An 11,686-nucleotide genomic window follows, 5' to 3' on the forward strand; every position below is an offset into this window, starting at 1 on the left:
GAGCGCGACGTCGAATCGCCCCTGTCGCGGCTGCCCGTGGTGCTGTTCAATCGGCGCATGGGCACGCGCCAGGGACCGACGTCGGAGTCGCTGAGGCCGATGCTGGAGGATCTCGACGACTCCGAGCGCGAGACGATCCAGCTTCGGCTCGAGCGGTGGAGTGACGACCTGGTCGCCGCGCTCGCCCAGCTCTACCCCGAGCACGACATCAGCTCGCTGGCCGCACGGCTCGTCGAGCGGGCCGTTGCGGCGTTTCGGGTCAGGGACCCCGAGCTGCGCCGGCTCGACCAGCGTCGGCTGCTGCGCCCGGACTGGCTGCAGCAGCCCGGCATGTTCGGATACGCCTGCTACACAGAGAGGTTCGCCGACACCCTGCCCGGGGTGGCGAAACATCTGGACTACCTCGGCGACCTCGGCGTCACCTACCTGCATCTCATGCCGTTGCTGCGCCCGCGCGACGGAGACAACGACGGAGGGTATGCCGTCCAGGACTACCGGAGTGTCCGCCCTGACCTCGGCGACGTGGACGATCTGCGGGCACTCACCGCCACGCTGCGTCGTGAGGGGATCTCCCTGGTCCTCGACCTCGTGCTCAACCACGTCGCGCGGGAGCACGAGTGGGCCGCGCGGGCCCGGGCGGGGGAGCGGCGGTACCGCGACTACTTCCACGTCTACCCGGACCGCGTGATGCCGGACGCGTACGAGCGGACCCTTCCGGAGGTCTTTCCCGACTTCGCGCCCGGCAACTTCACGTGGGACGACGAGCTCGGCGGCTGGGTGTGGACGACCTTCAACGAGTGGCAGTGGGACGTCAACTGGGCCAACCCGGACGTACTCGTCGAGTTCGCGGACATCGTTCTCTACCTGGCCAACCTCGGTGTCGAGGTGCTTCGGCTCGACGCCATCGCGTTCACGTGGAAGCGCCTCGGCACGAACTGCCAGAACCAGCCCGAGGTGCACGCGGTGACCCAGGCCCTGCGCGCCGTGGCCCGGATCGCCTGTCCCGCGCTCGCGTTCAAGGCCGAGGCGATCGTGGGCCCGCGAGACCTCGTGCAGTACCTCGGCCAGGGCGAGCACGCCGGCCGCGTCAGCGACCTGGCCTATCACAACAGCCTCATGGTCCAGGTGTGGTCGATGCTCGCGACCCAGAGCACTGGCCTCGCCAAGCGCGCGCTCTCGGCCCTGCCGTCGACCCCGACGAGCGGCACCTGGATCTGCTATGTGCGATGCCACGACGACATCGGCTGGGCGATCGACGACGCCGACGCTGCCGCAGCCGGGCTCGACGGGTATGCCCATCGACGGTTCCTGTCGGACTGGTATGCCGGAGAGTTCCCCGGGTCGTGGTCGCGGGGCCTCGTCTTCCAGCACAACCCGCTGACCGGCGACAAGCGGATCAGCGGGACCGCTGCGTCGCTGGCGGGCCTGGCCGACGCCGACGAGCGAGGTGACGACGAGGCCGTCGGGCTGGGCTTGGCGCGGGTCTTCCTCGCGCACGCCGTCGTGGCCGGCTGGGGCGGCGTACCCGTGGTGTGGAGCGGGGACGAGCTCGCGCTGCCGAACGACCCGCAGTGGGCTCGGGAGCCGGGCCACGAGGACGACAACCGCTGGGCTCATCGAGAGCGGGTGGACTGGAGCAGGGCCGACACGAGGGCGGATCTGGCGACGACGTCCGGCAAGGTCTTCCAGGGGCTGGCGCACCTGGCCTCGGTCCGTGCATCGCTCCCGCAGCTGCACGCGTCGGCGACCAACCACGTGCCGGCCGGCGGCGACGACGGGGTGCTCGTCGTGGTCCGCAGCCACGCAAGCGGGTCGATGGTCTGCGTCTACAACGTCACCGACCGGTGGCAGACGGTCGCGACGAGCCACTTCACCCAGGCCGGCATCGAGCGTCCGGTCGACGCGCTCGGGGGACACCCGGTCTATGGCGGCGCCGACGGGCGAGCGGCCCTGAGCCCGTATGCCGCGTGGTGGGTTGTCGAGGCGCGGCCGGACGTGCCTCATCTCTGACTCAGAGCTGCCCCTTGGTTAAGGTTATCCGCTAACCTTTATCAAGGAGGTGGCATGGCAACGACATCGACGTGGCCCGCACTCGGCCGGCGAGCCGTTCCCTGGCAGCCGGTCGAAGGAGTCCTCGACCTGTCCCGTCGCGCCCAGCGCGCGACCCCGGCTCGCTATGAGGCGGCGGTGGTGTCCACGATCGCCGGTGCCTCGCTCGTGCTGCCCAGCGACCTGGCGGCAGACCTCGACGACGCCACGCGGCTGCTGGCGGCGTTCGACGCCGGGGGAGCGGGGGAGATCGCTCCCTTCGCGTCCGTGCTGCTGCGCTCCGAGAGCGCAGCGAGCTCCCAGATCGAGAACCTCACCTCCTCGGCCCGCGCCCTCGCCGAGGCCGAGATCGGAGAAGGCAACCGGGCCAATGCCTCGGTGATCCTCGGCAACGTCCGCACGATGCAGGCCGCGCTCGACCTCGCGGGTCACCTCGACGAGCGCGCCGTGCTCGCGATGCACCGTGCCCTGATGGCACAGCAGAGCCGGCACGCGGCGGGCCAATGGCGCGAGCAGCAGGTCTGGGTCGGCGGGTCGCCCCTGCACCCCGGTGACGCCCAGTACGTGCCGCCGGTCGCCGCTGACGTCCCGGGCCTCATGGCCGACCTTGTGGCGTTCATGGATCGCGACGACCTGCCGCCGCTGGCCCACGCGGCGCTGGCCCACGCGCAGTTCGAGACCATCCACCCGTTCACCGACGGGAACGGCCGCACCGGGCGCGCCCTGCTGCACTCGGTGCTGCTCCACACCGGCGCGATCCACCGCGTGACCGTGCCGATCTCTGCAGGGCTGCTGGCCATCCGAGACGAGTACTTCGAGGCCCTGACTGCGTACCGCCGAGGCGACGTCGAGCCGATCCTCCGGTGCGTCGCGGAGGCGTCCCGCAATGGCACGCACATCGGCGAGCGTCTGGTCGGCGCGCTGCGCGACGTCAGGCAAGGGTGGGCCGAGCGCCTGACGGCCCGCGCCGGTTCTGCCTCGTGGGCGCTGCTCGACCTTCTTCTGCGGCAGCCCGTGGTCACCGGGCGCGTGGTCGTCCGCGACCTCGGGGTATCTGCTCCGACTGCGCAGGCGGCGCTGCACCGGCTCGTCGCCGACGGCATCCTCCTCGAGTCGACCGGGCACCGGCGCAACCGCGTCTACCGCGCGCCCGCGGTGCTACGGGCGCTCGACGAGTATGCCGCTGGGCTGGGACGCCGCGCCCGGTAGACCGCCAGGACGGGTTCGCGGCATACTGAAACGGTTGCGAATTCGATTGTGCCACAAGGTAATTCGCCGGTAATCGACATTATGATGTTTGGCTTGGGACATTGCTGAGGTCCACCCACTCGCCGTGCGGGTGGCACGTGCCGAGACAGAGCGGCTCGAGCTCGTGGCCGCCGCGCCAGCGGCGCAGGCCCAGCACGGTGCCGCCGGCGTCCTCGTCGAGGCCTTCGGGTACCGGGATCCCGGGCATCGAGCCCGGCGGCTCCGCGGTCAGCCAGGACACGGCCGGTATGCCGCTCGCCAGGCCCCGCAGCCGCGTCGCCACGTCCGCGCGACGCTCCCGCTCGACGTACGTCAGCGCCCAGGAGCTGTAGACGACGACGTGCTCTACGTCGGCCCGGCTCGTCGCGACGTCGACGGCTGCGTCGAGGTCGTCGACGAGATCGCCTGCGACCACTTGGGGAGGATCCGAGGCCAGCAGAGCCCGCGCCGCGTCGAACCGCTCGACCCGACCGGGAACGTCCGGCCACAGACACGCCTCCAGCCACCGCACCGAGTCCTGGTCGTCGAGCCGGACGGGCTGGCGGTCGACCCCAGCGCGGCCGAGCACCCGGGGCAGCGGTCCGACGCGCACGGGCGTGGCTGAGCGGTCCTCACCGTGGCAACGAACTGGCGAGGTCGGGTCACCCGCGGTGGTGACGCTTCCGTCGCGACCCAGCGATACGGCATACCGATCGAGGCACAACAGCAGGCCCGCGCTGGCGCCGAGCTCGACGAGAGCGACGCCCTCCGAGGCGGCACGGTCCGCGGCCGCAGCGACGACGCCTGCGGCGAGGTAGACGCACCGGTTGACCTCGTTCGTCTGCGTCGAGCGGGCGGCGATCGTCGTGGTCAGCTCGACCCGGTGAGCCAGGACCGTGTCGCGCACGTCGGGCCACGGGTCGCCGGACGGCACGGCGTCGCGGCCCACGACGCTTGCATACCACCGCGCGGCGGGCAGGCTCGGTTCGCGAAGGACCAGCTCGTGCAGCGCCGCGAGCCAGAGCACCGGCCGGTCCTGCCCGGGTCGCGCGGCAAGGAGCAGGCTCGCGGTCTCGTCGTCCGTGGACAGGTGTCTGGTCAGCGCACCGTACAGCGGCAGCGCTGCGTACTCGGCGGCAAACTCGGCGAACCGTCGCTGGATCGTCGCGAGGCGCTCGTCGCGGGCCATGGCTCAGTCGGCTGTTCGCTCGAGGAGCACGGCAACCTCGTGGTGCGCCGTCTGCGGGAACATGTCGAACAGCCGCGCCTCGCGCACCGCGAACGACGGCATCGCAGCGAGGTCGCGTGCGAGGCTGTCGACGTTGCAGCTCGAGTACAGCACGTGCCGCGGTCGCGCGCGTTCCAGCCAGGCAGCGAGGCCGGCGCCGATGCCACGACGGGGTGGGTTGACGACAACCACCGACTTGGCGACCTGGCGGTCCAGCGCGGCACCGTCGAAGGCAGTCGTGTCGGTGGCGTCACCGGCCGCGAATTTCGTCGGCCCGAGATCCGGGTGCGCGGCACGCAGCTCGTCAGCGCTTCTCCGGGCGCTCTCGACGGCGTCCGCCGAAAGCTCGACGCCGAGCACCTCACGCCGTCGCGTCACCCCGAATCCCGTTGCGTGCAAGGCGAATCCACCCACACCGCAGTACAGGTCCAGCACACGCTCTGGGTCGACCCGGTCAACCCACTCGCGCGCCTGGCGGTAGAGACCTGCGGCCACCGTGGTGTTGGTCTGGAAGAAGCTGTTCGGGCGCAGATGAAGAGTTATGTCATTCACGGGCATGGTCAGAGCGTCCTGGTCTGTGAGCACGATCTCGGTGTCGCCCTCGACGACGGCCTGGTGCACCGGCTGCAGGTTGACCGAGACGACGGCGACCTCCGGCAGCAGTCCCAGGATGAGACCGAGACGAGATCGCAGCAGCGCCAGGTGGCGCTGTGACCGCAGCACGAAGCGCAGCATGACCTCGCCCGTGGGGGAGAGGGTCAGCAGGACGTGCTTCAGCTCGCCCCGGCGGTCGGGGACGGCATACGGCTCGAGGCCCAGCTCGTCCACGACTGCCGCAACGCGGGGGATGAGGCGCTGAAGCGGCAGCTCGTAGAGCCCGCAAAGCCTGAGGTCCACACCGCGGCCCGCGGCATCGAGGATCCCGACGGTGACCGACCCGGTCTCACCGGCAACGACGAGCTTTGCCTTGTTCCGGAAGGCAGACTCCGGGCCGGCGAACGGCGCGAGCCAGGTGGCGCCCAGGGCCACAGGAGCCAGCACTTGCTCGACGCGACGCTGCTTGTCAGCGAGCTGCACGGCATACGGCACGCCCATGAGCGCGCAGGAACGGCAGCGGCCCGCGTCGTAGTAGTCGCACTGCACCGGCCAAGGCTACGGCGTACGCAAGATTCCACCCGAGGCGCGCAGACGGGGAGGTGCCTCTGCGGTCGCTCGACCGTCAAAATGACATAATGTCGATTATCGGCGTTTAGACGCCGATCCAGGTCGCTCGTCAGGTCGCGATGGTGGCTGCCCTGACAACCACGTTCGCGACCCGACCAGCGATGCGACCGGAACGATGCGTCAGCTGCCCGGCCCAGCTGACCCGGACGCTTGCTTCACCGGACTGTTCGCGGCTCCACCGGTCACCGCGGCCGGCACGCCGTCGACGACCTCGGACGTCAGCGTCTCCGACCTGAACGTCATGTCCGGAGCCGTCAGCGTCTCTGCGACCAGCCGGGTTGTCGTTGCGTCGAACACCAGTGACTGGCGGACGCCCGGCCGGGTGCTGTCGTCGGTGAAGGTCAACGTGACCTGTCCGAGCGACTCAACGGCCGAGACCTCCGGCAGCCGGCCCAGCGCCTGGATCGCCGCCGCGCGGACGGCTGGAGGCGTGTACCCCATCCGCGTCATGTCACCGACGGCCACGAACACCGCCTCGTCCGTGCTGGTCGACCCCTCGACGCGGCTCTCGAGGTGGTCGAGCAGCGCATCGGGGTCGGTAGGCAGCGCCGCGACGCCACGCGGCGACATGTCGACTGGCCCGCCGTCGAGGCTCGGGAGCGACAGGTAGCTGATCTGACCGTTGTCGGTGTCCTTGCGCCAGACGTGACCGTCCGCGTTGGTCCAGGACTCGTGGGTGCGCGTGCCGTTCGCGGACTCGCCGCCGCCGTGCTGGGTCTCCCGAACGACCATGTGCAGGAACTTCCCGTCCGGGATCACGAGGGCGTGACTGCGACCAGCGGCCTGGGCCAGCCGGTCGATGGCGCCTGCTGCTGGGAGCGACTGCGGCGAGAGCAGCGCCGGCACGACCGAGATGGCGACGGCGGCCGCCGCGGCGACACCGACGAGCGCCACCAGACGTCGTCTGCTGCGGAGCGGGCCGCTGGTTGCGCCGAGGCGCCTGGGTGCGCCGTCGCCGCCCGTCCGGACGCATGCATCTGACGAGACGGCGGTGAGGATGCCCGCGAGCACGCGCTCACGGCGGTCGGGACTCCAGGCGGCGTCGAGGTCGTCGCTGGTGGGTCGGTGCTCAGCCAGGCGAACGAGGTCGGCAGCCTCGTCGATGTCGAGGTCGTTGGTCACGAGAGCTCCTGGGCGATGCTGAGTCGAGGGGTGTCGGTGGCCTGTCCAGGCCGCGGTGCGACGCCCGCGATCCTCGACCGGCCCTGTGTGACAGTGCTGCCCGTCTGCATGACGAGAGCTGCGTCGTCGGCATCGAGCCGGGCGCGCATCCGAGCGCGGGCGCGGCTGAGGCGCACGGTGAACGCCCGTGGCGAGCATCCGGCGACCGCTGCTGCGTCGGCGACGGACAACCCGTCCCACGCGACGAGCAACAGTGCTTCCCGCTCCGGTCGAGTGCACGCCTCGAGTGCGTCGACGCAGCGGTCGCGCTCCATGACGGCGTCCTCTGCAGGCGCAGCAGCGTGCAGGTGCCACTGGGCTCGCACGGTAGCCAGCCACAGCCGGTCCGCCCGGGCGCCGGACCGGCGCTGGTTCGCCAGCAGGTTCCTGGCGACGACGAGCAGCCACGGCAGCGGTTCGTCGGGCAGCTCGGACCTGCGACGCCACGCCACGAGGAACGTCTCGGAGACGACGTCGTCAGCGGCGTCAGCGGGCGCGTGGCGGCGCGCGTAGGCGAACACCCGAGGTGCGTGTGCTCTGAAGAGCTCTTCGAGCCGAGCGGCGTCGTCGTCGGGCCGGCCCGCCTGTGGCGGGCCAGGCGGATCGCTCGGGCCAGGTGGGTCAGGTTCGTTCGCCACGTTGGGTGCGTTCGGTGAGGTCACACCAGGAACTGTCCGCCCGGCGCCCGATGTCACGGCGCCTGGCCCGTGGGTTCGTCCAGCGGTCCCGACTCCACGGTGTCGAGCCACCGGCGCAGCAGACTCTGCAGGGACGCTCTGTCTGATGCGGTGAGGCCGGTGAGCAGCTGGTCGTCCGTGGCCATGACATCGGCAAAGATCTCGTCGAGTCTCACCAGACCGTGTGGTGTGAGCTGGACATGCACGGTCCGACGGTCGGGCTCCTCCCGCACCCGCTGCACGAAGCCGAGCCGCTCCATGGCGGCGACGCGCTGCGTGGTGGCTCCAGGCGTGACTCGGCAGCGTCGGGACAGCTCGCCGGCGGTCAGGCGGTACGGCGGGCCGCTGCGTCGGAGCGTGCCGAGGACGTCGAGGTGGCTCTGGTCGATGCCGTGCTCGGCCAGCACTCGTGCGCGGTTCGCCATCACGGCGGCGCCGAGACGCCAGACCGGCGTGATGATCCCGATCGATGACACGTCGACATCGGGTCGCTCGCGGTGCCACGCCGCGATGATGCCCTCGACCTCGTCCCCCGCGTGCCCCTTCATCGCATGACACTTTAGCGCTAAAGCACGCTCGCTCCCAGGGGCCCAGGTGAGACGATTTCGGACACTGGTTCGGACACCGGAAGGAGTCCGCATGGATCTCTCGACGTTCTATGCCGTCGTCTCGGCCACATGTTTCACGCTGGTCGGGCTCTGGTGGACCGCGATCGACCGCCGGCGCGACCTGCTCGTCTCCCCCGGCGCCCGCCGGGCCGTCGGCGGGGTCTACCTGACCTTCTTCCTGCCCGGGCTGATGGGGCTCTTCGCCCAGATAGACCCCGGCAGCGCGTGGCTCTGGCGCACCACGTTCGCCGCCGCCGCAGTCCTCGGCGCCTGGTCGACGCTCCGGCTGATCCAGGTCGATCGTGGTTCCGGCGCGCGCGGGCCGTTCCGACGCAACCGTTGGCTGGTGGCCGTCCTGTATGCCGTGATCTTCGTCGTCGGCGCCGCGCCTGAGCTCTTCGAGTCGCTGGGTATCAGTGCGCTGCGCGCCGCAGGCATCGCGATTGTGTGTCTCGTCGCTCTGGGTCACGGCCTCGCCTGGGAGCTGTTGACGACGGTCGCTCCCAGCGAGCAGCACCTCTCCTCCCCCGCTTCCGGACCTGACGAGCAGACACTTTAGCGCTAAAATGCCTGAGTGACCTCCTCTCTCATAGTCATCACCGGCGCAGGGTCCGGCATCGGCCGCGCCACGGCCCGGCTCCTGGCCCGGGAGCGGACCGAGCGGCTGGTCCTGGTGGGTCGACGCGTCGACGCGCTCATCGAGACGGCAGGTCTCGTCGAGCGGGAGGAAGCCGTCCCCGCCCTCAGCCGCACAAGGGGGTTCCCCTCCCCCGCGCCGCTCATCGTGTCCTGCGACCTGCAGGACCCCGATGCCGTGGCCACCGCACTCGGCGGTCTCGCGTCCCATTCCGTGGTCGGCGTCGCGCTGTGTGCGGGAGGGCTGGCACCTGCCGCGGTCACCGAAGGACTTGCCGGCATACGGGACTCGTGGGAGGCGCAATGGCGCCTCAACGTGCTCACCGCTGTGCTGGCCCTGGCCGCGCTGGAGCCGTACCTCGCCGACCAGGCGCGAGTCGTCGCCCTGGGCTCCATCGCGGGAGCGCGGGGAGGTGGCTCATACGGGGCAGCCAAGGCGGCGCTCGTCCCCTGGATCCGCGACGTCGCCACAGCGCTCGGGCCAAAGGGAGCCACAGCCAACGTGGTTGCTCCGGGGTATGTCGCCGACACCGAGTTCTTCGGCAGCTCCATGACCAGAGCGCGCCACGAGCGCCTCGTCTCCGAGACGGCGAACCGGCGCGCCGGGACGCCCGACGACGTCGCCGCGACCATCGCCCACCTGCTGTCGCCACGGGCCGGCCACGTGACCGGCCAGGTGGTACACGTCAATGGCGGCGCCTGGCTCGGCGGGTGAGCCCTGGCAACCTGACTCGGTGGCCCGACTGAGACGGCGTGTTCACCCACTCACACCCCTGCCACCCTGCCTCGTGTGACACAGTTCGTCGCATGTCGCAAGCCGTCGTGAACAAGGCGCGTCCGGAGACCAAGGAACAGCGCGCGTGGTACTGGTACGACTGGGCCAACTCGGCCTATGTGACGACCACCGCCACGGTCCTCATGAGCCCTTATCTGACGGTTGTCGCGGAGGAGGCCGCCTGCCCCGGCCTGCCCGATGGCGCTGACTGTACGACCAACCTGTCGGTCCTGGGGATCCCCGTCGCGCCCGGTTCGCTGTGGTTCTTCACGGTCACTTTCACGACCATCCTCTCGGCCATCGTGCTCATCTTCGTGGGCGCCATCGCCGACCGCAGCCCGAGGCCCACCAGGCTTTTCGGCGCCTTCGCCTGGGTGGGTGCGCTCGCGGCGAGCCTGATGTTCTTCGTGGCCGGGACCAACTGGCAGCTCGGAGCCGCGCTCGTCGTCGTGGCGGGCATCGCCCTCGGCGCGTCCCTGGTGATCTACGACTCGATCCTCATCCGGATCGCCAACGAGAACGAGCGCGACCGGGTGTCATCCAAGGGCTGGGCGTTCGGCTACCTCGGCGGCGGCATCCTGCTGGCCCTCAACTTCGCTCTCGACTTCTTCCACGAGGACCTCGGCCTCACCCGGGAGATGAGCACCCGCATCAGCATCCTGTCGGCGGGCCTCTGGTGGGCCGGGTTCACGATCATCCCGTACCTCGGCCTGCGCCACCTGACGGGCACGGTCGAGACTCCGGTCGAGCGCCAGGCCGGTGTCGTCGGCGGCAGCATCGCCCAGCTGCGCAGCACGTTCCGAGACCTGGCCAACTACCCTCAGACGAAGCTGTTCCTGCTCGCGTACCTGTTCTTCAACGACGGCATCCAGACCGTCATCGGCAGCTCGAGCGTCTATGGGTCCAAGGAGCTGCAGTTCTCCGAGACGACCGTGCTGGGCGTCTTCCTGTTCGTCCAGTTCGTGGCGTTCGGCGGTGCCCGGCTGTTCGGCCGCGTCGCCGCGTCGATCGGCGCCTGGCGCACCGTCCTGTGGGGCATCGCCTTGTGGACCCTCGTCGTCCTCATCGCGTTCGTCGTGCCCTCGAGGTCGCTGGGCATCTTCGTCGCCCTCGCCTTCTGCATCGGCATCGTGCTCGGCGGCACCCAGGCGCTGTCGCGGTCGCTCTACAGCCAGCTCATCCCCAAGGGCCGGGAGGCCGAGTACTTCAGCCTCTACCAGGCCATGGAGCGCGGCACCAGCTGGCTCGGCACCCTCATCTTCGGCCTCGTCTACCAGTTCACCCACAGCTACCGGTGGGCGATCATCGCCCTGATCATCTTCTTCGTCGTCGGCGGCATCATCCTGTCGCGGGTGCGGATGCGCGAAGGAATCGAACAAGCAGGCAACCCGGTGCCCGCCGTGGTCTGAGACTCGCTTACAATTCGCAGTTTCTCGGGGAACAAGTCAACGATGTCGCTCGTTCAAGCGTCTGTGAGGGTGTGACACCGACCGGTGTCGACAGTGGCAGAAGTCTTGGAGGGGTCCACATGGCCGATCGAGCACTACGCGGTTCCAACCTCGGGTCGAGGAGCATGGAGTCCGACGAGAACGTCGTTCCCAGCGAGCGTCAGATCACCGTCTATGTGTGCCCCGAAGGCCATCGCACCGAGCTTCCCTTCTCCATCGAGGCCGAGATCCCGCCGACGTGGGAGTGCCGTTGCGGCCTCGACGCGAAGCTGCAGGGCGGGCCCGAGCCGGAGGCCAAGCCGGTCAAGCACCAGCGCACGCACTGGGACATGCTGCTCGAGCGCCGCTCCATCCCCGAGCTCGAAGAGCTCCTCGAGGAGCGTCTGACGCTGCTTCGCGAGTCCCGCGGTGAGAAGCCGCGCCGCCGCAAGAGCGCCTGAGCCGCCCCGCCCCGACAGGCATCAGTACGCAACACCGGAGAGCCCGCCCCGTTCGTGGAGGCGGGCTTTTCGCATGCCCCACCTCTCCCGTCGAGTGGGCGCCCAGTCACACCAGTCACACATCTTCCGTGGAGCGGGTGGGACCGGGCGCCCACTCGACCGGGGGGGAGGGCAGAAAGGAAGAGCGGGGGGGAGGGAAAGAGTGTATCTCAG

11 protein-coding genes are annotated in these 11,686 nt (G+C 70.0%); 6 read left to right on the forward strand and 5 right to left on the reverse strand.

The window, feature by feature from the left end; all coding sequences use genetic code 11:
• Positions 1-57 precede the first annotated feature (57 nt).
• Together ACWEOW_RS22940 and ACWEOW_RS22945 are read left to right on the forward strand one after the other, a co-directional pair.
• Complete coding sequence (locus ACWEOW_RS22940; protein WP_452271564.1) at positions 58-2,010, forward strand: alpha-amylase family protein; 1,953 nt, start codon at positions 58-60, stop codon at positions 2,008-2,010.
• 54 nt (positions 2,011-2,064) lie between these two features.
• On the forward strand, positions 2,065-3,258 hold the full coding sequence (locus ACWEOW_RS22945) for a Fic family protein (protein WP_452271565.1): 1,194 nt from the start codon (positions 2,065-2,067) through the stop codon (positions 3,256-3,258).
• Between the two features lie 79 nt (positions 3,259-3,337).
• Here ACWEOW_RS22945 and ACWEOW_RS22950 read toward each other — a convergent pair whose 3' ends face one another.
• The 5 genes from ACWEOW_RS22950 to ACWEOW_RS22970 all read right to left on the reverse strand — a co-directional run bounded on the left by ACWEOW_RS22950 (position 3,338) and on the right by ACWEOW_RS22970 (position 8,114).
• Positions 3,338-4,465: a DUF2332 domain-containing protein gene (locus ACWEOW_RS22950; RefSeq protein WP_452271566.1), complete on the reverse strand. Its 1,128-nt coding sequence runs from the start codon at positions 4,463-4,465 to the stop codon at positions 3,338-3,340.
• Positions 4,466-4,468: 3 nt separating this feature from the next.
• The gene (locus tag ACWEOW_RS22955) at positions 4,469-5,647 is read right to left on the reverse strand and encodes a methyltransferase domain-containing protein (protein WP_452271567.1); all 1,179 of its coding nucleotides are present in this window, start codon (positions 5,645-5,647) and stop codon (positions 4,469-4,471) included.
• Between the two features lie 201 nt (positions 5,648-5,848).
• Positions 5,849-6,850, reverse strand: a complete 1,002-nt coding sequence (locus ACWEOW_RS22960; protein ID WP_452271568.1) for a hypothetical protein — start codon at positions 6,848-6,850, stop codon at positions 5,849-5,851.
• Positions 6,847-7,551 (reverse strand): RNA polymerase sigma factor, encoded by a 705-nt coding sequence (locus ACWEOW_RS22965; RefSeq protein ID WP_452271569.1) that lies wholly within the window; start codon positions 7,549-7,551, stop codon positions 6,847-6,849. Before ACWEOW_RS22965 ends, ACWEOW_RS22960 begins: the two co-directional genes overlap by 4 nt.
• A gap of 29 nt (positions 7,552-7,580) precedes the next feature.
• Positions 7,581-8,114: a MarR family winged helix-turn-helix transcriptional regulator gene (locus ACWEOW_RS22970; protein ID WP_452271570.1), complete on the reverse strand. Its 534-nt coding sequence runs from the start codon at positions 8,112-8,114 to the stop codon at positions 7,581-7,583.
• A gap of 91 nt (positions 8,115-8,205) precedes the next feature.
• Here ACWEOW_RS22970 and ACWEOW_RS22975 point away from each other — a divergent pair, with 91 nt between their 5' ends.
• The 4 genes from ACWEOW_RS22975 (at position 8,206) to ACWEOW_RS22990 (ending at position 11,473) form a co-directional block, all read left to right on the forward strand.
• A complete protein-coding gene (locus ACWEOW_RS22975) occupies positions 8,206-8,733 on the forward strand; it encodes a hypothetical protein (RefSeq protein WP_452271571.1) in 528 nt (175 codons plus the stop codon).
• 15 nt (positions 8,734-8,748) lie between these two features.
• Positions 8,749-9,525, forward strand: a complete 777-nt coding sequence (locus tag ACWEOW_RS22980) for an SDR family NAD(P)-dependent oxidoreductase (protein WP_452271572.1) — start codon at positions 8,749-8,751, stop codon at positions 9,523-9,525.
• Positions 9,526-9,617: 92 nt separating this feature from the next.
• Positions 9,618-10,994, forward strand: a complete 1,377-nt coding sequence (locus ACWEOW_RS22985; RefSeq protein WP_452271573.1) for an MFS transporter — start codon at positions 9,618-9,620, stop codon at positions 10,992-10,994.
• Positions 10,995-11,113: 119 nt separating this feature from the next.
• Positions 11,114-11,473 carry an RNA polymerase-binding protein RbpA gene (locus ACWEOW_RS22990; RefSeq protein ID WP_452271574.1) on the forward strand — a complete coding sequence of 120 codons (360 nt, stop codon included), beginning with the start codon at positions 11,114-11,116 and terminating at the stop codon, positions 11,471-11,473.
• Positions 11,474-11,686 lie beyond the last annotated feature (213 nt).

It is taken from the genome of Monashia sp. NPDC004114, assembly GCF_053603855.1.

What these genes read in the sequence shown, in the direction of transcription:
- ACWEOW_RS22945 (WP_452271565.1), top strand. Translation starts at nt 2,065, where the DNA reads ATGGCAACGACATCGACGTGGCCCGCACTCGGCCGGCGAGCCGTTCCC.
- ACWEOW_RS22940 (WP_452271564.1), top strand. Translation starts at nt 58, where the DNA reads ATGGGCACGCGCCAGGGACCGACGTCGGAGTCGCTGAGGCCGATGCTG.
- ACWEOW_RS22990 (WP_452271574.1), top strand. Translation starts at nt 11,114, where the DNA reads ATGGCCGATCGAGCACTACGCGGTTCCAACCTCGGGTCGAGGAGCATG.
- ACWEOW_RS22985 (WP_452271573.1), top strand. Translation starts at nt 9,618, where the DNA reads ATGTCGCAAGCCGTCGTGAACAAGGCGCGTCCGGAGACCAAGGAACAG.
- ACWEOW_RS22950 (WP_452271566.1), bottom strand. Translation starts at nt 4,465, where the DNA reads ATGGCCCGCGACGAGCGCCTCGCGACGATCCAGCGACGGTTCGCCGAG.
- ACWEOW_RS22975 (WP_452271571.1), top strand. Translation starts at nt 8,206, where the DNA reads ATGGATCTCTCGACGTTCTATGCCGTCGTCTCGGCCACATGTTTCACG.
- ACWEOW_RS22970 (WP_452271570.1), bottom strand. Translation starts at nt 8,114, where the DNA reads ATGAAGGGGCACGCGGGGGACGAGGTCGAGGGCATCATCGCGGCGTGG.